Annotated in this window: 16 protein-coding genes and 1 tRNA gene; 1 reads left to right on the top strand and 16 read right to left on the bottom strand. The window is 63.1% G+C overall.

The genetic code is table 11. The features are described 5' to 3' along the window. Positions 1 to 23: 23 nt before the first annotated feature. From P3T42_RS34825 to P3T42_RS34770, 12 genes are all read right to left on the bottom strand, one after another. The gene (locus tag P3T42_RS34825) at positions 24 to 1562 is read right to left on the bottom strand and encodes a sugar ABC transporter ATP-binding protein (protein WP_429308556.1); all 1539 of its coding nucleotides are present in this window, start codon (positions 1560 to 1562) and stop codon (positions 24 to 26) included. Next, entirely contained in the window at positions 1562 to 2218 is a 657-nt protein-coding gene (locus P3T42_RS34820; protein WP_429308555.1) for a DUF2291 family protein, read from the bottom strand. The genes P3T42_RS34825 and P3T42_RS34820 overlap by 1 nt, the downstream gene beginning before the upstream one ends. Before the next feature lie 155 nt (positions 2219 to 2373). After that, positions 2374 to 3306, bottom strand: a complete 933-nt coding sequence (locus tag P3T42_RS34815; RefSeq protein ID WP_429308554.1) for a sugar phosphate isomerase/epimerase family protein — start codon at positions 3304 to 3306, stop codon at positions 2374 to 2376. A 51-nt stretch (positions 3307 to 3357) separates the two neighbouring features. Next, complete coding sequence (locus tag P3T42_RS34810; RefSeq protein ID WP_429308553.1) at positions 3358 to 4869, bottom strand: glycerol-3-phosphate dehydrogenase; 1512 nt, start codon at positions 4867 to 4869, stop codon at positions 3358 to 3360. Beyond that, positions 4866 to 6494 (bottom strand): FGGY-family carbohydrate kinase, encoded by a 1629-nt coding sequence (locus tag P3T42_RS34805; protein WP_216352689.1) that lies wholly within the window; start codon positions 6492 to 6494, stop codon positions 4866 to 4868. Before P3T42_RS34805 ends, P3T42_RS34810 begins: the two co-directional genes overlap by 4 nt. Continuing rightward, positions 6491 to 7468: a sugar-binding transcriptional regulator gene (locus tag P3T42_RS34800; RefSeq protein WP_429308552.1), complete on the bottom strand. Its 978-nt coding sequence runs from the start codon at positions 7466 to 7468 to the stop codon at positions 6491 to 6493. The genes P3T42_RS34805 and P3T42_RS34800 overlap by 4 nt, the downstream gene beginning before the upstream one ends. 308 nt (positions 7469 to 7776) lie before the next feature. Further along, positions 7777 to 7864: transfer RNA gene (locus tag P3T42_RS34795), tRNA-Ile, on the bottom strand. 163 nt (positions 7865 to 8027) lie between these two features. Continuing rightward, the gene (rpoD, locus tag P3T42_RS34790; RefSeq protein ID WP_429308551.1) at positions 8028 to 10421 is read right to left on the bottom strand and encodes an RNA polymerase sigma factor RpoD; all 2394 of its coding nucleotides are present in this window, start codon (positions 10419 to 10421) and stop codon (positions 8028 to 8030) included. Positions 10422 to 10500: 79 nt separating this feature from the next. Then, positions 10501 to 12366, bottom strand: a complete 1866-nt coding sequence (gene dnaG, locus P3T42_RS34785) for a DNA primase (RefSeq protein WP_074294144.1) — start codon at positions 12364 to 12366, stop codon at positions 10501 to 10503. A gap of 81 nt (positions 12367 to 12447) precedes the next feature. Then, positions 12448 to 12894: a GatB/YqeY domain-containing protein gene (locus tag P3T42_RS34780; protein ID WP_074294143.1), complete on the bottom strand. Its 447-nt coding sequence runs from the start codon at positions 12892 to 12894 to the stop codon at positions 12448 to 12450. Positions 12895 to 13130: 236 nt separating this feature from the next. Then, positions 13131 to 13343, bottom strand: coding sequence for a 30S ribosomal protein S21 (rpsU, locus tag P3T42_RS34775; protein WP_074266548.1), 213 nt, complete (start codon positions 13341 to 13343; stop codon positions 13131 to 13133). A 94-nt stretch (positions 13344 to 13437) separates the two neighbouring features. Next, positions 13438 to 14667: an NAD(P)/FAD-dependent oxidoreductase gene (locus P3T42_RS34770; protein WP_083640210.1), complete on the bottom strand. Its 1230-nt coding sequence runs from the start codon at positions 14665 to 14667 to the stop codon at positions 13438 to 13440. A gap of 145 nt (positions 14668 to 14812) precedes the next feature. Between P3T42_RS34770 and tsaD the strand changes: the two genes are divergently transcribed. Further along, positions 14813 to 15841, top strand: a complete 1029-nt coding sequence (gene tsaD / locus P3T42_RS34765; RefSeq protein WP_074294141.1) for a tRNA (adenosine(37)-N6)-threonylcarbamoyltransferase complex transferase subunit TsaD — start codon at positions 14813 to 14815, stop codon at positions 15839 to 15841. A gap of 150 nt (positions 15842 to 15991) precedes the next feature. Here tsaD and folE2 read toward each other — a convergent pair whose 3' ends face one another. The 4 genes from folE2 to P3T42_RS34745 form a co-directional block, all read right to left on the bottom strand. After that, positions 15992 to 16801: a GTP cyclohydrolase FolE2 gene (folE2, locus tag P3T42_RS34760; RefSeq protein ID WP_074294140.1), complete on the bottom strand. Its 810-nt coding sequence runs from the start codon at positions 16799 to 16801 to the stop codon at positions 15992 to 15994. Positions 16802 to 17076: 275 nt separating this feature from the next. Next, positions 17077 to 18975 carry a 1-deoxy-D-xylulose-5-phosphate synthase gene (dxs, locus tag P3T42_RS34755; protein WP_429308550.1) on the bottom strand — a complete coding sequence of 633 codons (1899 nt, stop codon included), beginning with the start codon at positions 18973 to 18975 and terminating at the stop codon, positions 17077 to 17079. Positions 18976 to 19060: 85 nt separating this feature from the next. Then, positions 19061 to 19942, bottom strand: a complete 882-nt coding sequence (locus P3T42_RS34750) for a polyprenyl synthetase family protein (protein ID WP_074294138.1) — start codon at positions 19940 to 19942, stop codon at positions 19061 to 19063. Beyond that, positions 19939 to 20247 (bottom strand): exodeoxyribonuclease VII small subunit, encoded by a 309-nt coding sequence (locus P3T42_RS34745; protein ID WP_074294137.1) that lies wholly within the window; start codon positions 20245 to 20247, stop codon positions 19939 to 19941. Before P3T42_RS34745 ends, P3T42_RS34750 begins: the two co-directional genes overlap by 4 nt. Positions 20248 to 20547 lie beyond the last annotated feature (300 nt).

Raw genomic sequence — 20547 nt, 5'->3', positions numbered from 1 at the left:
TAGGTCTCCAGGCATTTCGACGATCAGATCACCACGGCTTCGCCCGAGGCAGCCATGATCTGGTCTTTGGTGGCATCGGTGCCGAATTCTGCGGAAATCTTGCCGCGTCGCATGACGACGATCCGGTGCGCGATGCTCAGGCATTCACCCACTTCGGACGTGGAAAACACCACCGCGAGGCCTTGTTTGGCGCTCTCGCTCAGCAGGCGAAAAACTTCGGCCTTGGCGCCAATGTCGATGCCGCGGCTAGGTTCGTCGAGCAAAATGACTTTCGGGTGCGTAGCGAGCATCTTGCCGATCACGACCTTTTGCTGATTGCCACCCGACAGCGAGCCGATCTTCGCGCCCGCGCCGGCCGTCTTGACGCGGACGTTGCGGATCGACTGATCGACCAGTTCACGTTCGCGTGGGAACGACAGCAGCATGCCCCGGACGAACGTACCGATGCTCGCAAGCGACAGATTGCTGCCGACGCTCATCGTCGGCACCAGTCCATCGCGCTGACGATCCTCGGGCACCAGCACGAGACCTCTCGCAATGCGCCCCGCAATGCTCAGCGACGCGACGTCCTCGCCTTCGAGCAAAACCTGCCCGCCGCAGGTCGGAAAACGGCCCGCGACCGCCTCGAGCAGTTCCGTGCGCCCTGCTCCCATCAAGCCGTAGATGCACACGATCTCGCCGGCCCGCACATCGAGCGAGAGATGATCGACGACCGACATATCGGAGCCGGATGCGTCGGCGACGCTGACGTCCTTGATCGACAGCGCGACGTCGCCAAACGTGTAGCCGGTCGGCGGCGAGCCGAGATCGAAATTTTCTCCGACCATGTGGCGCACGATCCACGCCAGGTCGATGTCTTTGGCTTCGGCCGTGGCCGTGATCCTGCCGTCACGCAATACGACTGCGTAGTCGGTGATCTGCAACGCCTCTTCGAGGTGATGCGAGATATACACGATCGACACGCCACGGCTCGTCAGGTCGCGGATCACCTTGAACAGCACTTCCACTTCGGAAGCGCTCAGCGCAGAAGTCGGTTCGTCCATGATCAGGATGCGCGATTGCACCGATAGAGCGCGTGCAATTTCAACCACCTGCTGCTGACCAAGACGCAAGTCGTGGACGCGCGTCAATGGATCGATTTCTTCTTCTAGGTCTGCCATCAGGGCACGCGCCTGGCGCGCCTCTTCGGCAAAATTGACACCCGTCGCGGCGCGCAGCTCGCGTCCCATGAAGATGTTGTCTCGCACGTTCAGGTTGGGCGCAAGACTCAGTTCCTGATGGATGATCGAGATGCCGTGATCGCGCGCATCGTTCGCCGAAGCAAACGCTACGCGCTCGCCATCGAGTTCGATCGTTCCCGACGTGGGGGTTTCCACGCCCGCGAGAATCTTCATCAAGGTCGATTTTCCCGCGCCGTTCTCGCCGAACAGCGTGGTGACCTTGCCGCGATGGATATCGAAGTTGACGCCCTTCAGCGCATGCACGCCACCGTACGACTTGACGACGTCACGCGCCGACAGCAACACGTCGCTCGCCAGCGGTTCACTCTGGAGCGCACTCATCAGTTCACGTCCAGTTTGACCGGCGTCACGAGCCAGCCATTCGGGTTGACCAGCTGGAACACGCCCACCACGGAGATGGTCTTGCCCGCCAGCTTGCTGGTATCGACCTTCGCCAGCACCGCTTTCTTCATTGCCGTGTTGATCGCGTAACCGGCGTTCTGGTAGTCGATCTGATTGGTGAACTGCTCGAAGCTGATGGTGCCGGTAGCGTCGCGCAGATCGGTGCCGTTGATGGCCGGACCGGTTTGCACGCGGATGCTCAGCGAGTCGGGCAGGTTCGGCACCTTGACGGTATAGATGCCGGAATCGTCCTTATCCGCTACGCCGGTGAACTTGACCGACATTTCGGGACCTACGCCGCCGCCTGCCACACCGTATTGCTTGCCCGCCGCATCCTGATCTTTGGTAATTGCCGCGGCCAGCGTATCGGCACTGACTGCGCGGCTCTCGATCGCCGCCTGCGTCTTCGGAAATTGCGCCATGCCATAGGCAGCGGGATCGAAAACCTTCGCTTCCGCATCGCCGCTTGCGCCGATCTTCACGACTTTGACGCTAAAAGCCATCGCCACGACCACGGCCACCAGCGCCACGACGGCGGTCACTGCGCGAGCAGTGTGACGGGGCCGTTTATTCACCGTAAATGCAACTGCGCTCATGAGGACACCTCCTGAACTTCAGAACTACGAAACCACAACGAAAGCGGGCCGGATGCACGCGCCTTGACCGGTGACGTCGCCGCGTCAGGTGGCCGAAGTGCGATGCCTTGGTCCGCGTCTCCGATCATTGCTCCGTGCATCGCAGCCTCGTTCCGTTAGAGGTTCAGATCGGACAAGCCGGTGTCGAAATGCGGCGCCCAGAACGCGACCGACTCGGCGATCTGCTCGACCACCTGCCGGTCCTTCGGTTCGCGTTCCTTGAACGACAACTCGAGGCAGATCTCGTTGTCCCGTCCACCGCCGTCGTGAAGCGCGGCGATCAGCGGTTCAGGCTGAATACGGCCGCGAGCATTAAACTCGGCGGTGAAAGGATGGTGGCCGCCCTTGTCCATCAGCGACTGCTTGATATGGATGATCGGCGAGACGCGCGGCACCGCACGCGCCCAGGCGTAGGGATCGAAGTCGTCGGGATTGGCGCTCGTCACGTCGCCGTGATCGATATCGGCCATCATCCACATCGGCACGGCCATGTCGGCGTCGTTCAGCCGTTTTTGCAGCGCAAGGCACGCGGCGATCGTCTCGCCGAACTCGCGTCCGATCGACATCGGTTCCCAGAATACGTACTGCAATCCCGCCGATTTCGCGTGTTCCGCCACTTCCGACCAGCAGTCGATCGCGGTCTGGATCAAGGCTTCGCGCCTCGCTGCGTCGTCGTAGTCGCGATACGTGAAAATGGCGAACTGTGTGCCGATTGAGTGGCCGCCAAGCTCCGCCGTGATATCAGCGAAGGTCTTGAACCAGTCGACGTAATAGCGCCGCACGTCAGCGTCCGGATGGCCGAAATGGTTGAGCCGCCCATACGGCCCGGTCATGCCCGACGTGATGCGCACGCCGGTGCGCGCCATCGCTGCGCGCATCTGGCGCGTCAGACGCCGCGTCACCGCCGCGGGCCACGACGGGTTGATGAACTCGTGCGTGAGCTGCACGTCGCGGATCTTCATCTGGTACGCAATGGCGTCGATGAGATCGTCCGGTTCCGCGAAGCGGTTCACCAGCGGATTCGTGTTGAGTGCGAGCGTGAAAGCCATGTTCGTCTCGTGTCTCTTATCTCGTGTTGATGTGGGTCGTCGTGGTCCGGCTTACGCGGATTTCCGGTCGAGTCCTTCGAACCAGGCGCCGAACGCTGCCGTCTGCTCGGCGTTCATATGCAGTCCGTGCTTGGTCCGCCGCGTCAGGATGTCCTGCGTCGTTTCGGCCCACTCCTGCTCCACCAGGTAACGCACTTCGGCTTCGTAAAAATTCGGCCCGAACTGACGGCCAAGATCGGCGAGAGATTGGGCAGAGTCGATCACCTGAGCCGTGCGTGCACCGTAGGTCCGCGCGTAGTAGCCCGTCAATTCGCGCGGGAGCCATGGATACTCGCGTTGCAGACGCGCGATGAACCGCGGCACGTCGCCGTCCTCGATCTCGCCGCCGGGCAGGGTGGCGGTCGCGGTCCAGTCAGGTCCCATGGCGGGGAATGTCGGCCGCAGATGTTGCATCGCCGCCTCGGACAGCTTGCGAAACGTGGTGATCTTGCCGCCGAACACATTGAGCAGCGGCGCGCCGTCGTTGGCGTCGAGATCGAACACATAGTCGCGCGTCACCGCCGAGGGATTGCCGTTGCCGTCGTCGTATAGCGGGCGTACCCCGGAGAAGCTCTGCACGACGTCCAGGCGTCGCAATGGCTGCTTGAAATAGCGGTTCACCGCGGCCAGCAGGTAATCGACCTCCGCGTCGTCGATCGACACGCTCTCCGGCGCGCCGTCCCACGGAACGTCCGTGGTGCCGATCAGCGCCTTGTCGCCTTCGTACGGATTGACGAAGATCACACGCTTGTCGTGGTTCTGCACCAGGTACGAGTGCGGGCCGTCCCAGAACTTCGGCGTGACGATGTGGCTGCCTTTGACAAGGCGCACCTTGCGGGTCGACTGGCCACCGGTCACGCGACCGATGATGTCCGCCACCCACGGCCCGGCCGCATTCACCAGCCCACGCGCCATCACAATGCGGCTTTTACCGTTGCGCGTATCGCGCAACTCGACGCGCCACGCGCCGTTTTCGCGTTGAGCCGACACGAACGCCGTACGCGTGAGGATCTGTGCGCCGCGCTGCGCTGCATCGACGGCGTTGAGCACGACAAGACGTGCGTCATCGACCCAGCAGTCCGAGTATTCGAAGCCTCTGCGGAACTGGTCCTTGATCGGCGCGCCTTCAGGACTGCGCCGCAGATCGAGGGTGCGTGTGGCGGGTAGCTTCTTGCGGCCGCCAAGATGGTCATACAGGAACAGGCCCAGACGCACGAGCCAGGCCGGGCGATCATCAGGGCTGTGGGGAAGGACAAAGCGCATCGGCCAGATAATGTGCGGCGCTGCGTTGAGGAGTACTTCCCGTTCGATCAAGGCTTCGCGAACCAGCCTAAATTCGTAGTACTCAAGATAACGCAGCCCACCATGCACCAGCTTGCCCGAACGCGACGAGGTGCCCTGCGCAAGATCGTCTTTCTCGCACAGCACCACCGACAATCCCCGACCGGCTGCATCGCGTGCAATGCCTGCGCCGTTGATGCCGCCACCCACCACGACGAGGTCGATCATCTGACTGTCACTCATTGCACCGCCCTCAGTTCGACCGCGTTGTCGGATGCACAGGCTTCGGGACTGCACCTGGCTTTAGCCTGCTGCGCCATGTCCTCCCACACCGGTTCCAGAGCGCGTCGCGCCTTCTGGTACGCCGGAAACGCGCGCGCGTAGGTTTGCATCAGCGCGGGATCCGGCGCCTCGGGTTGTCCCAGCAGCGGCGTAACCCATTCGGCGATACACGCCTGCATGTCGGGATACGCGCCGAGCGCGACCGCCGCCATCATCGCCGCGCCCGCCGCGCCGGCCTCTTCGCGCTGCGAGATACGAACCGGCGCACCCACCACCGCCCCGAGCACCGAGCGCACTGCGCGCGAACGCATCGCACCGCCTGTCAGGCGCAACTCTGCAGGCATCGCGCCGCCCATGGCCGCATAACAGTCCCGCGCGGCCATCCCGAGCCCTTCCACCACCGAGCGCAACAGATCGGGGAAACGGCTTTCACTGGTGAGGCCGATGAAACTGCCGCGCGCATTGGGGTTGACGAAAGGTCCACGCTCGCCCGCATCGGCAATGTAGGGGTGGTACAGATGCGCACCCGGCCGGCTGGATTGCAGCCATCCGTCGATGCGTTTGACGCGGTCGCTTTGCGACAACTCCGTGCCGAACTCCGCGAGCAGATCGCAAGCAAGATTCAGGATCCAGTCGATGTTCAGCGTGCCCGCCATGTTCGACTGCACCTGCGCCGACATGCCCGGCACCGGCAATGCGATGACGTAGCCCGTGCCCTCGTCGTTCAGGCGCACGGCGGTGTTCTGCACCGCGCGCATATGCATGCCGGTCGAGCCGATGATCGAGCAGGTCGCGCCATCGGCGTTGGCGGTGTGAATGCCCGCGCCGAGCGCCGTCATCACGATATCCACGAATCCGAGGCACACCGGCGTTCCGGCCAGAAGTCCCGTGGCCGCGGCCGCTTCGGACGTCAGTGGATGCATGAGTTCGGTGCCGTCGACGATCTCCGGCAACAGCCCGCGCCGCGCCGTTAGTCCGAGCGCGTCGATCACGACGTCGTCGTACTGGCGCGTGCGGAAGTTGCCGTACGTGAAGCTCGCCTCCGACGGGTCCGTCGCTCGCACGTCGGTGAGGTTGAGGTACAACCAGTCCTTGCAATGCAGCGCGACTTCGGCGCGGTCCAGCACCTCGGGCATGGTGACCGCCATATGGGCGATCTGTGCGCCCTGGCTGCATGCCGCCAGTCCTGTGCCGGTGGCTTCGAAGCGGGCCCGGTTGGCCGGCTTTTGCTGCAACCGCCGCACGGTATCCGCAGCGCGCGCGTCGAGCCACAGCCAGGCGTCGGTGGCAGGCCGGTTGTTAGCGCCGACGAGCCACGTACCATCGCCCTGCCCTGTCACGGCAATCGCCCTCGTGCGTTGCGCGAGTCCTTCGACTTTGGCGCCGAGATTGCGCAGCGTCTGCGCGCAATCGGTCCATGTCTGGTCGAGCGACTGAAACGCCGCGCCATCGGCATGCGTCGTGTAATGATTGGGCACCGAGGCAGCCGCGATCTGCCGTCCTGCGAGATCGAATGCGATAGCCTTGATCACCGAAGTGCCGGCGTCGATGCCGATCACCAGATCACCACCGGGGTTGGCCATCATGACGCCCCCACCTCGATAGCGCCGTCGTTCAGGGCGAGCGCGGTGGCCTCGTCGGTAATCAGGCCGCTGAGCAGGCCACTGTTGAGAACAGCACGAATCGCGTCCACTTTTTCGAGGCCGCCGGCGATGGCGACGATGCGCCGCCCGGTCAGATCGGCAAGTTGCGGCGCCACGGTGCGCGCGGCCAGCGAGGTTTCGACCGACTTGCCGTGCTGATCGAAGAAGTGACCGAGCACCTCGCCGTGGCCACCTGCATCGCGCACCTCGCGAATTTCATCCGGCGCGATCATCTGCGAAGCAACGAGCTGCGCGTCGGGCAGCACCGTCCCAATGCCGACGATCATCAGATCCGCATGCGCGGCGATATCGAACACTTCGCGCACGCCGCGTTGCGCCAGCAGGACTTCGCGATCTTCCGCCGTATTGGCGAAAAACGGCAGCGGCATCACATACGACATCGCGCCGGTTCGCTCCGCCAGACGGTGGATCACGTCGTAGGGATTTGCGGTGTAGTCGCGTGTGACGCCGCCCAGCAGCGAAACGAACCGGACCTTGCCGGCGTCCATGCGCGGCATCTCGGCCACTAGCGCGGCCAGCGTGCGGCCATGGCCGATACCGATGGTTCCGCCCTGACGGGCGGCGATCTCGCGTTGCAGAAAGTGCGCGCCGGCAATGCCGAGTGCGCGCAACGGCAGGCCGGTTTCGTGCAATTCCGGCACGACTTCGCATTGGGACAGGCTGTAGCGGTGAGAAAGGGCCGCTTCCAGCAGAATGCATTCGGCCACGTCGCCGTCGATCGTGACCTTCACGGCGCCGCTCTCATTGGCTCGCGTGATGAGCCGATGCGCCTTGACATTGCTGACGCCAAGCCGCGCAGCGACATCCGCCTGGGTCATCCCCGCGGCGTAGTGCAACCACGCCGCGCGGATGGCGAGACTGTCTTCGGCGTCACGTTTGGCACCGGGTTTCGTCATGTCTTCTCCACATCCAGGAGCGAAGTGATATTTTTTTCGCTCGCTGTATTTTTTTTCAGTTTACGAACTATAGCCACCTGTTCGATGGTTGCTATCCGCGATAACCCTACCTGTGATGGTCGTGGTTGAGTTGGGGTGGGTTCTCGACGCATGACGGGCGCGACATCGGGCAGAGGGCGCTCGTGATGACGGAGCACTACGTTTGGAAGCGCCGCGAAGACAAGGTCAGACCGACCCGATAGAGGTGAATTGCGAAGCGGAGGGTAATGTGCGGGGCAGACTTTAAGATCAAAAGCCGCTGAAAGCCCTGGTGGGCCGGGTGGGAGTCGAACCCACGGTGTCCTTTCGGAGGCGGATTATGAGTCCGCTGCCTGCAACCAGCACGGCGTCCGGCCCTAAGATGATTTGAAACCAACAAAAAGACCCGGTCTAAAAAAGGCCGGGCCTATTCGCTGATTGGCCGACATACTACACGAAAAAGGGGCTTTCGTGACCGCTTCGCGTCAGCAAAACGACCGGAAAGCCCCTGTATCCGCGGCAGTAGCCGGATGCCCCTCGATCAGTTGCCTTCGAGGAACGATTTCAGCTTGTCAGAGCGGCTCGGGTGACGCAGCTTGCGCAGTGCCTTAGCCTCGATCTGACGGATCCGTTCACGCGTCACGTCGAACTGCTTGCCGACTTCTTCGAGCGTGTGATCCGTGCTCATCTCGATACCGAAGCGCATACGCAACACCTTCGCTTCGCGCGGCGTCAGCGAGTCGAGCACGTCCTTCACGACATCGCGCATGCTGGCGTGCAATGCAGCGTCGGCCGGCGCCACCGTGTTGGTGTCTTCGATGAAGTCGCCCAGATGCGAATCGTCGTCGTCACCGATCGGCGTTTCCATCGAGATCGGCTCCTTCGCGATCTTCATGATCTTGCGGATCTTGTCTTCCGGCATCTCCATCTTCTCAGCCAGCGTCGCCGGATCCGGCTCGAGACCGGTTTCCTGCAGAATCTGACGCGAGATGCGGTTCATCTTGTTGATCGTTTCGATCATGTGAACCGGAATCCGGATCGTGCGCGCCTGGTCCGCGATCGAACGCGTGATGGCCTGACGGATCCACCACGTGGCGTACGTCGAGAACTTGTAGCCGCGGCGATATTCGAACTTGTCCACCGCCTTCATCAGGCCGATGTTGCCCTCCTGAATCAGATCCAGGAACTGCAGGCCACGGTTCGTGTACTTCTTCGCAATCGAGATCACGAGACGCAGGTTGGCCTCGGTCATTTCACGCTTGGCCTGACGCGCCTTCAGTTCGCCTGCCGCCATCTGGCGGTTGGTTTCCTTCAGGTCCTTCAGCGGCAGCACGACGCGCGCCTGCAGATCCAGCAGACGTTGTTGCTGTTCGCGAATCGCCGGGATGTTACGCGTGAGAATCCCGCTGTAACCATGGCCCTCGGCCACGATCTTGTCGGCCCATTCGAGGTCCGTTTCGCTGCCCGGGAAACGTGCGATGAACTCGGCACGCGGCATGCCGCACTTGTCGACCACCGTATGCAGGATCTGACGCTCGACCTGACGCACTTCATCCACCTGGGCACGCAGCGTGTCGCACAGACGCTCGACCGTGCGTGCGGTGAAGCGGATGGTCATCAGCTCGTTCTGGATCGTTTCCTGAGCCTTCAGATACGACTTCGATTTGTAGCCTTCCTTCTCGAAAGCACGCCGCATCTTGTCGAACCATTCGCTGATCATGGCGAACTTCTCGAGCGAGGCACGCTTCAAGGCTTCCATTTGCGCGGCGTTGGCGGTGGCTTGCGCAGCACCGTCGTCGTCTTCCTCGTCCTCGCTTTCTTCCTCTTCGACTTCCTCGTCTTCGCTCTCGATCGCTTCCGCTTCCTGCGCGGAGAAACCGTCCGCGTCTTCCGCGTTGGCGTCGATCAGGCCGTCGACCAGTTCGTCGATACGAATCTCTTCGTTCGCGACACGCTCGGCCATGGCCAGGATGTCCGCGATCGTCGTCGGGCATGCGGAGATGGCCATCACCATGTGCTTCAGGCCGTCTTCGATGCGCTTCGCAATTTCGATTTCGCCTTCGCGCGTCAGCAGTTCCACCGTGCCCATTTCACGCATGTACATGCGGACCGGGTCGGTAGTGCGGCCGAATTCGGAATCGACCGTGGACAGCGCAACTTCGGCTTCCTCTTCAACTTCGTCGTCCGACGAAGCCGCCGGCGCGTTGTCGTTCAGCAGCAGCGTTTCCGCATCGGGGGCCTGTTCGTAGACGGCCACACCCATGTCGTTAAACGTGCTGATGATGCCTTCGATCGCCTCGGTCTCGGTGAAGTTGTCCGGGAGGTGGTCGTTGATTTCGGCGTACGTCAGGAAGCCGCGCTCCTTGCCGAGCTTGATCAGCGCGCGCAGTTTCGAGCGGCGCTCTTCGAGCTCTTCGACGGTGCCCGGTTGGGAGGACGCGAACGCGTCTTTCAGCAGCGCTTTTTCCTTCGCGCGGCGGTCGCGTGCCTTGGCCTTGTCGCCTTTGCCCGGAGCTGCAGTAGTTTCCTCGCTCGGGGTTGCGTCGTCATCGACGGATACTTCGTTCAGCTTTTTCGTCATGGAGTTCGCCGTACCGGCTGTAGTCTCGACTCGCGGCTGCTGGACAACAGCCGGTAGAACCGTGGATACTGAAGACTCGCGCGCTACCGCATCGTCCTGGGCGGCAACCGCTTCCCTTGCGCTTCTGGTACTCGGCTGCTTCGTGACCGGCTTGGCGGCTTTCACCGTACTCACCGACGCCGCTTTCGCAGCGGAAGAAGTCGAGGATTTCTTCCGGGCAACAGGTGTCACGCTCACGGCGACCTCGGCAGACCCTCTTTTCGCGGAAGAAACGGACCTGGCCCCGGTGACCTTCGTGGTCGGCTCATCAGAGCCTGTGCCTGCCGCTTTCTTTCCGCCTGTAGTCTTTGCCATTGCAATCGCCTTTCGCCTTTTGCCTGGAAAACAAACCGCTGAAAACCTTTTATTATAGCTTAGGTCCAGCCCGCCCCTGCTACAGCCCGAGCTGACGCTTCATGTCAGCCCGTTTCTGATTCAGATCCGTCAATTCCGCAAATTCCTCGGCGGTATGCCTGGATTGCCGCGACAGTTGCTCGAGCCGCTCGCAATAGGCGTCGTAACGCATCTTCAGGATCGCCGCCTTCAACTCCTCGCCGACAATCCGTTCCTGCTCGCGCCGTTCCTCTATGACGGCCGCATCCGTCGGATCCTTCAGCAACAAATCCCGAACGTTTTCATCATAGTCCAGAATTTTGCGAAAGATTTCCTCGAAAGTCGGGGCATTGGCGCCGTTTCTCAAGAGATCCGACAGCAACTGGAACTCCGCGGCGTCGCCCAGCGCGCGGGCATGCGTCGTAACTTCCTCAAACAGCTCGCCGTGGCGTGTAATGGTCAGTAACGCTTGCTCCGAGTCTTCGTCCAGCCCGGCGACCGTCCGGGGATGCATCACCAGGTTGCGCAGGGTCTTTTCCTCGATCCCGGTCACGCTGCGGCGGTCCTTGCGGGCCGGCGCCTGCCTTGCGGCGGCGGCGATCCGGGAATCCACCTCGCAGAGCGCGGCCACCTCGTCGAACGGCACGTCGAGCCGGTCGGCGAACATATGCATGATCTGGGCGCGCAGCGCGTTGGCCGGCAGCGCCTGCAGCAGCGGCTTGGCGTCGAACAGGGCGCGCGCCCGGCCTTCCGGCTGGTCCAGCTCCTTGCCGGCCAGCACTTCGTTAAGCATGAACTGCGACAGCGGCATGGCCCGCTCGACCTGTTCGGCAAACGCTTCCGTGCCGAATTCCCGCACGTAGCTGTCCGGATCGTGCTCGGACGGCAGGAACAGGAAGCGGATCGTCCGGTTGTCCGCCGCATGCGGCAGACACGCGTCCAGCGCCCGGCGCGCGGCCCGCCGGCCCGCGGAGTCGCCGTCGAAGCTGAAAATGACCGTATCGGTCTGCCGCATCAATTTCTGCACATGAATCGGCGTACAGGCGGTACCCAGCGTGGCGACAGCGTTCTGGAACCCTAATTGAGCCAGCGCGACCACATCCATGTACCCTTCGACCACCAGCACGTAGTGCTGTTCACGAATGGCCAGACGCGCCTCGAACAGCCCATACAACTCGCTGCCCTTGTTAAATAGAGGCGTTTCCGGCGAATTCAAATACTTGGGCTCGCCGCCATCCAGCACCCGGCCGCCGAAGCCGATCACCTGACCTTTGACATTGCGGATCGGGAACATGATCCGCTCGCGAAAGCGGTCGTAACGGCGATTCTGCCCCTGCGCGTCGGCCTTTTCGCTGACGATCACGAGCCCTGAGTCCACCAGCGCTTCGTCCCGATAATTGGGAAACGCATCCTCGAGATTCTGCCAGCCGTCGGGCGCGTAACCGATGCCGAAATGGGCCGCGATCGGCCCCGTCAAGCCGCGCTTTTTCAGGTACTGGATCGCGTTGGGCGCGCCGCGCAACTGCTTGCGGTAGAAGTCGCATGCGGTCTGCATCACATCCGACAGCGCGGTGGTCACAGCCTTGGAAGCCGCCGGCGCATACCCGCCGCCTCCGCCGCCCTGATTCGGCGACGGCTCCTGCGGCACCGTCAAGCCGACCGACTGCGCCAGATCGTTGACCGCTTCGGGGAACGTCAGCCCGGCATGCTCCATCAGGAAGCCAATCGCCGTACCGTGCGCGCCGCAACCGAAGCAATGATAGAACTGCTTAGTCGGACTAACCGTAAACGAAGGGCTCTTTTCGTTGTGAAACGGACAGAGCCCCATGAAATTAGCGCCGCCCTTCTTCAGTTGCACATACTTGCCGACCACGTCGACGATATCGACGCGGTTCAGCAGATCCTGCAGGAACGAATGCGGAATCACAGTGGGGGCACTACCTTGAAAGCCAGAAGGCTGCGCGGCCCGCCTGTCCAGGAACAGGCCGCACAGACCGGGAAAACCGCATTACTTCGCGAGCGCAGCCTTGACCAGCCCGGACACGGCGGTCATGTCGGCGCGGCCGGCGAGCTTCGGCTTGAGCACGCCCATCACCTTGCCCATGTCCTGCGGGCCGGCAGCGCCGGTTTGCGCGACCGCAGCCTGCACTTCGGCGGCGATTTCCGCGTCAGACAGTTGCTCCGGCATATAGGCCGAGAGAATGGCGAGCTCGGCGCTTTCCTTCTCGACCAGGTCGGTGCGGCCCGCGGCCTCGAACTGGCTGATCGAGTCTTTGCGCTGCTTGATCATCTTGTCGATGACCGCGGTGATGGCGGCGTCGTCGAGCACGATGCGCTCGTCGACTTCACGCTGCTTGATCGCGGCGAGCAGCAGGCGGATGGTGCCGAGACGCTCGGTTTCGCGGGCCCGCATGGCGGCCTTCATGTCGTCGTTGATCCGATCCTTGAGACTCATTACTCACCTGAATGCGTTGGAATGTGAAAAAGGTCTGGCCATGCCCGGTGCATCAACACAAAAACCCGCTTGGGACTGCTTCCTCAAGCGGGTTGGCGCGCGGGTTGACGCATATGCGCGGAGTAGATGCGGCTTGACCAGGTGGCCGTGAAGGCCAGGTTGTCCGCACGGGGCAGCCTTTTGTGCCGCCACCGGTTGCGTGCCGACGCTCCGTAGGAACCGCAGCGACGTCAGAATCAATAAAACTTCTTTGGCAGCATCTGGCTGCGCAGCCGCTTGAAGTGGCGCTTCACCGCCGATGCCTTCTTGCGCTTGCGCTCAGCCGTGGGCTTTTCGTAAAACTCGCGCGCTCGCAGTTCAGTCAAGAGACCGTTCTTCTCGATCGTGCGTTTGAAGCGGCGCATTGCGACTTCAAATGGCTCGTTTTCTTTTACGCGGATGATCGTCATTTTTCAATAACGGAACTTCGTAAAGGTTGGGGAGTATAGCAGACCTTTCTCATAAAGAGACGCCCGCGTCAAGCCCCCTGGAGCCGGTTCGCGCTTATGACGGGCTCGCACCGGCCCTGGCGTATTCCGCGGCCGCCTGGCCTGCCGCCACGCCCGAGGCCCACGCCCATTGGAAATTGTAACCGCCCAGCCAGCCGGTCACGTCGACCGCCTCGCCGATGAAAAACAGGCCGGGAGCGCGGGCGCTCATCATGGTCGACGAGGACAGGTCGCGCGTATCGATCCCGCCACGCGTCACCTCGGCCTTGCGGTAGCCTTCGGTACCGTTGGGGGTGAGCGTCCAGCGCGACAACGCCTCACCGACGCGGCGCAGCGTCTTGTCCGGCAAATCGGCGATGCGCGCCTCCGCCGGGATCTGGTGCGTCTCCAGCCAGACGTGGGCGAGGCGCGTCGGCACCCATTCGGCCAGCAGGTTGGCGATCTGCCGTTTGGTGCTGGTTTTCGCCTCCAGCAGCGCGGTCGTGGCGTCCCGCTCCGGCAGCAGGTTGATGTGGATCGGTTCGCCGGGCTGCCAGTAGCTCGAGATCTGCAGCACGCCCGGCCCGGACAACCCGCGGTGTGTGAGCAGCAGGTCTTCGACGAATTCCGCGCCGGTCTTCTTGTTGCCGGTCGCGAGTTGCACTTCCGCCGAGACGCCCGAGAGCGCCGCAAACGGCTCCCAGTCGGCTGCCGCGAACGTGAGGGGCACGAGAGCCGGGCGGGTGTCGATCAGCTTGTGGCCGAACTGTTTGGCCAGCCGGTAGGCAAAATCCGTCGCGCCGATCTTCGGAATCGACAGGCCACCCGTCGCTACCACGACCGCCCGGGCTCGGATCGGGCCAGCCTGCGTGTCGAGGGTATAGCCCTCGGTTGCGTCGTGCCGCACCTGCTCCACGGCGAGCGGCCTGCGCCACGCAATATTGCCGGCGTCGCACTCGCGCTTCAGCACGTCGATGACCGCGTCGCTCGACTGATCGCAGAACAGTTGCCCTTTGTGCTTCTCGTGCCACGTGACGTGATGGCGCTTGAGCAACGCCATGAAGTCGCGCGGCGTGTAGCGCGCGAGCGCCGAGCGGCAGAAATGGGGATTCGCCGACAGATAGTTTGCCGGTCCCGCGTACAGATTCGTGAAGTTGCAGCGGCCGCCGCCGGAAATACGGATTTTCTCCGCGAGGCGAGGCGCGTGGTCGATCAGCACGACGCGCCGTCCGAGTTGCCCGGCAACCGCCGCGCACATCATGCCGGCCGCGCCCGCGCCGATGACCGCGATATCGAAGGATTCCATGGCGCGCATTGTACCTGCGGCCCCTGCCCCGCACTGCTATACTTTCAGGCTTGCCTTTTCACTTTTTAGGGCGCCTGAACATGCACGCGAGTCCACGCGGGCAGCCATTCAGCCGCATGTTGCCGCGCCCTTCGGCCCTCGAATCATGCTCGTTCTCGGCATCGAAAGCTCCTGCGACGAAACCGGCCTGGCGCTCTACGACACGGAGCGCGGCCTGCTTGCGCACGCACTCCATTCGCAGATTGCCATGCACCGGGAGTACGGCGGCGTCGTGCCCGAACTCGCCTCGCGCGACCACATCCGGCGCGCGCTGCCGTTGCTCGAAGAAGTGCTGGAACGCGCCGGCACGGCGCGCGGCGAGATCGACGCAATTGCCTATACGCAAGGTCCGGGGCTGGCCGGCGCGCTGCTGGTCGGCGCCAGCATCGCCAATGCGCTCGCCATGGCGTGGGACAAACCCACCATCGGCATTCACCACCTCGAAGGGCACTTGCTGTCGCCGCTGCTGGTCGACGAGCCGCCGCCGTTTCCGTTCGTGGCGCTGCTGGTGTCGGGCGGTCACACGCAACTGATGCGCGTCACAGACGTGGGTGTCTACGAGACACTGGGCGAGACCCTCGACGACGCGGCCGGCGAAGCCTTCGACAAGACCGCCAAGCTCCTTGGCCTCGGCTATCCGGGCGGGCCGGAAGTCTCGCGGCTGGCGGAATTCGGCACGCCTGGAGCGGTGGTTCTGCCGCGCCCCATGCTGCATTCTGGCGACCTCGATTTCAGCTTCAGCGGCCTGAAAACCGCTGTGCTGACGCATGTGAAGAAGCTCGGCGGCGCAAATATCTGCGAACAGGCCAAGGCCGACCTGGCGCGTGGCTTCGTCGATGCGGCCGTCGATGTGCTGGCCGCCAAATCGCTGGCCGCGCTCAAGAAGACGAAGCTCAACCGCCTGGTGGTAGCGGGCGGCGTGGGCGCCAACCGGCAGTTGCGCGAAGCGCTTTCCGCCGCTGCGAAGAAACGCGGTTTCGACGTGCATTACCCCGATCTCGCACTCTGCACCGACAACGGCGCGATGATCGCGCTCGCCGGCGCGTTACGGTTACAGCGTTGGCCTGACCAATCGGCCAAGGACTACGCGTTCACGGTCAAGCCGCGCTGGGATCTGACCTCGCTCGCACGCTGAGCGAATCGCGAGGCGGCCAAGGGCAAAGGCAACCGCGACGGCGAGCGCTAGTCACGCGTGGCAGCCAACCGCATCGAACGAAAATACCTCGCAGCAAAGCAAAACGGCCGCTTAAGCGGCCGTTTTCACATCAAGGCAGAGAAGTGCGACTCAGCGAGCGACCCGCTTGTCCTGCTCGATCACAGCATAAGCGCTGTGATTGTGGATCGATTCGAAATTCTCGGCTTCGAGCACATACGCGACAATCCGCGCATCCGCATTCAGACGTTGCGCCACATCGCGCACCAGGTCTTCCACGAACTTCGGATTTTCATACGCGCGCTCGGTGACGAACTTCTCGTCCGGCCGCTTCAACAAGCCCCACAATTCGCACGATGCCTCTTCTTCGGCAATCCGAATCAACTCTTCCACCGGCACGTCGCCAGCCAGTTCAGCGTTGATCGTCACATGCGAGCGCTGGTTGTGCGCGCCGTATTGCGAGATCTTCTTCGAGCACGGGCACAGGCTCGTGACCGGCACCAGTACTTTCAGGAACACGCGCGTCACGCCGTTGCGGGTATCGCCCGTCAGCGTCACTTCGTAGTCCAGCAGACTTTGCACGCCCGACACCGGCGCAGTCTTGTTGACGAAGTACGGGAACGAGACTTCGATCCGGCCCGCTTCGGCCTCGAGCTTCTCGAGCATTGCAGCCAGCATGGTGCGGAACGTCGACGGCTCCAGCGGCGCCTTGTTCTCTTCAAGCAGCGCGACGAAGCGCGACATGTGCGTGCCCTTCTGATCGGCGGGCAGGTGGACATCGAGGTTCCACGTGCCGACCGTCGGCTGCACGTCGCCGCCCTGGGTACGCACCGTCAGCGGATGGCGCACGGCCTTCACGCCGACCCGTTGAATCGGGATCTGGCGGGTGTCGACCGTACTCTGCACGTCGGGCATCACGAAGGCGGGATTCATCTGATTCATCTTCTTGTCCTTTAGAAAGCGCCAAGCCGCCCCAGGATTTCCGCTCCGCAGGAAGTCCCGCGAGGGAATTGCCCGCTACGGGCCTGTCGCACAGCGACAGATTGGGGTGCTCGGCCGCCGGGCGGATCGACGCACGCAACGGCGAACGCCGGCTGAAGCCGGCGTTGCATGATGGGCCCGAGGGCCCACCGATTCAAGTTGGAGATTGCTATAGCCGCGATAGCGCCCGCAAACCCGGCGCCCGGCTCGGCCCTACGACGCGCTCACTGACGCTGTTAAGCGACGCGCTTGACCGACTTTCCGGCAGCGTGATCCAGGAAGCGTTCGCGGATCGACTTAGCAATGCCCGCGCTGTCCAGACCGCACTCCGCGAGCAGCTTGGCCGGATCCCCATGATCAATGAAACGATCGGGGAGGCCCAATTGTAGTACGGGTCGCATAACCCCACTGGCGAGCAGGGCTTCGACGCAAGCCGAACCCGCGCCGCCCATCACACAGCCTTCTTCGACCGTGACGATGTAGTCGTGCGTCTCCGCCAGTTGGCGTACCAGCTCGGCGTCGAGCGGCTTCACGAAGCGCATGTTCGCCACGGTGGCGTCCAGTTGCTCGGCGGCGGCCAGCGACGGCGCGACCATCGTGCCGAACGCCAGAATCGCGACCCGCTTGCCGGCCGGCTGCGCGGTTTCCCGACGCACTTCGCCCTTGCCCAGCGGCAGCGCGGCCATCTGCTTGACCGTCGCGACGCCGGTGCCGGCGCCGCGCGGATAGCGCACCGCCGTCGGGTTCGGCTGCTGCAACGCCGTGTAGAGCATCTGACGGCATTCGTTTTCGTCCGACGCCGCCATCACGGTCATGTTCGGGATGCAGCGCAGGAACGCCAGATCGTAAGCACCCGCGTGCGTTGCACCGTCCGCGCCGACCAGACCCGCACGGTCGATCGCGAAGACCACCGGCAGGTTCTGCAGGGCAACGTCGTGAATCAACTGGTCATAGGCGCGCTGCAGGAACGTGGAGTAGATCGCCACGACCGGCTTCATGCCTTCCGCTGCAAGGCCGCCCGCAAACGTCACTGCGTGCTGCTCGGCAATGCCGACGTCGAAGTAGCGGTCCGGGAAGCGCTTCTCGAACTCCACCATGCCCGAGCCTTCGCGCATGGCCGGCGTAATGCCGACGACGCGCGAGTCGAGTTCGGCCGCATCGCACAACCAGTCGCCGAAAACCTGCGTGTACGTCTTCTTGCTAGGCGCCGTGGACGGCTTGATCCCTTCGGCCGGATTGAACTTGCCCGGGCCGTGGTACAGCACCGGATCCGCTTCCGCCAGCTTGTAGCCCTGGCCCTTCTTGGTCACGACGTGCAGGAATTGCGGACCACGCAGTTCCTTGATGTTCTGCAGCGTCGGGATCAGCGAATCGAGGTCGTGACCGTCGATCGGGCCGATGTAGTTGAAACCGAACTCTTCGAACAGCGTAGCCGGCACGATCATGCCCTTCGCGTGCTCTTCGAGCTTGCGAGCGAGGTCGAGCATCGGCGGTGCGACGCGCAGCACGCGCTCCACACCGGCACGCGCTGCGGCGTAGAAGCGGCCCGACATCAGGCGCGCCAGATGGCGATTCAGCGCGCCCACCGGCGGCGAAATCGACATGTCGTTGTCGTTCAGGATCACGAGCAGCGGCACGTCGTCTTCGACGCCCGCGTTGTTCATGGCTTCGAAGGCCATGCCGGCCGTCATCGCGCCGTCGCCGATCACGGCGATGCCCATGTTGTTCTGGCCTTGCAGCTTGCTGGCGATCGCCATGCCAAGCGCCGCGGAGATCGACGTGCTGGAGTGCGCGGTGCCGAACGTGTCGTACTCCGATTCGTCGCGGCGCGGAAAACCGGAGATGCCGCCGTACTGCCGCAGCGTGTGCATCTGGTCGCGGCGACCGGTCAGGATCTTGTGCGGATAGGTCTGATGGCCGACATCCCAGACGATCCGGTCGCGCGGCGTGTCGAACACATAGTGCAGCGCAATCGTCAGTTCGACCGTGCCAAGATTCGACGACAGGTGCCCACCCGTCTGCGAGACGCTGTCGAGCACGAAGGCACGCAACTCGTCTGCAAGCGGTTGCAATTGGCGGCGATCGAGGCGGCGCAAGGCCGCCGGGTCGTCGATGGTTTTCAGCAAGTCGTACATCGTCGTTCCATTGTAGGAAAACTTACGCGCCCGCACTTCATTCACGCATTCGTCGTAACGAACGCGCGGCGGCGGGCTTTCGCGTTCAGCTAACCCGGTTCACCACCAGATCAGCCAGTTCGGCAAGACGCTGCGCACGCGCGCCAAATGGCGCAATCGCAGCGTGGGCATCGGTGCGCAGTTGCGCTGCGAGTTCGCGCGACGCCTCGAGCCCAATGATCGACACGTAGGTCGGCTTGCCGTCCTTCGCGTCTTTGCCTGCCGTTTTGCCGAGCGTCGCGGAATCGGTCGTGACGTCGAGAATATCGTCCACCACCTGAAACGCGAGGCCTACCGCAGCCGCGTAAGCGTCGAGCGAACGCATCGCGTCCGCGCTGGGCGTTTCGCCGGCCAGTGCGCCCATGCGCACCGCGGCGCGCAGCAGCGCGCCGGTCTTCATGCGATGCATCGTTTCGAGCTGCGGCCGCGTCAGCTTATGGCCGACGCTCGCCAGATCGATGGCCTGGCCCCCGGCCATGCCGACCGAACCGCTCGCCAGCGCCAGTTCGCGCACCAGCGCGGCCTGTTGCGCCGGCGCCAGCACCTCGGCCGTCAGCGCAACGAAAGCTTGCGACTGCAGCGCGTCGCCCACCAGCAGCGCCGTCGGTTCATCATACTTAACGTGCACGGTGGGCTTGCCGCGCCGTAGCGCGTCGTCGTCCATGCACGGCATGTCATCATGCACCAGCGAGTACACGTGGATCATTTCCAGCGCCGCCGCTGCCGCATCGAGACATTCGGCGCGTGCGCCCGTCAGCTCCCCAGCCGCGTGGCACAGCAAAGGGCGCACCCGTTTGCCGCCGCCCAGCACCGCATAACGCATGGCTTCATGCAGTTGCGCCGGTTCGACAGAAGGCGCCGGCAGATAGTGTTCAAGTGCCGTCTCGACGCGCCCGAGTACCGAGTGCATCCATTGTTCGAAAGTCATAGGTCGTCCCCGCTCTCTGTAGCGGCTGTGCCTGCGCCACTCATGGGCAGCGGCTTGAGGGTCTCGCCATCGAGAACCCGTACCTGCTGCTCGACCTTTTCCAGTTGCTGCTGGCAAAACGTCACGAGGGTCGCGCCGCGCCGATAGGCGGACAACGATTCCTCGAGGCTCAGACTGCCGCCTTCCATCCGCGCAACGAGTCCTTCCAGCTCCGCCAGCGCCGCTTCGTAGTTCTCGGGCAGCGGTGTGCTGTCAGCGCCCTCGGCGGCCGTTGCAGCGGTATCTTTCGATGCGGTCTTCGCCATGAATGGTCGCAAAATTAAAACAAGTCGGACATTCTACGGCAAAAGCGACCAAACCGATCCGCTTGCCGTCCCCCGTCCCACGTGCTTCCCTTACGGCCCACCCAGAGCCTGACAGAAAAAAATCCTTTTTGCTCGCACGAAAGCAGTGAACCATCTTCACAATTTTGACCCAAATCAGACACTTAGTCGCCCCATGGAGGGGTAAACGCATTCCATTACACACAAGTCTGTTGCTCGACCTCGCGCATGTACCTGATGCCGGCAACGAAGTCCACTATTCGCTGCATGCCTAGCCAGATG

The sequence above is a fragment of the Paraburkholderia sp. GAS38 genome (genome assembly GCF_050434965.1).
Lineage (GTDB): Bacteria > Pseudomonadota > Gammaproteobacteria > Burkholderiales > Burkholderiaceae > Paraburkholderia > Paraburkholderia phenazinium_A.
This window is presented reverse-complemented; position numbering and strand designations above follow the sequence as displayed.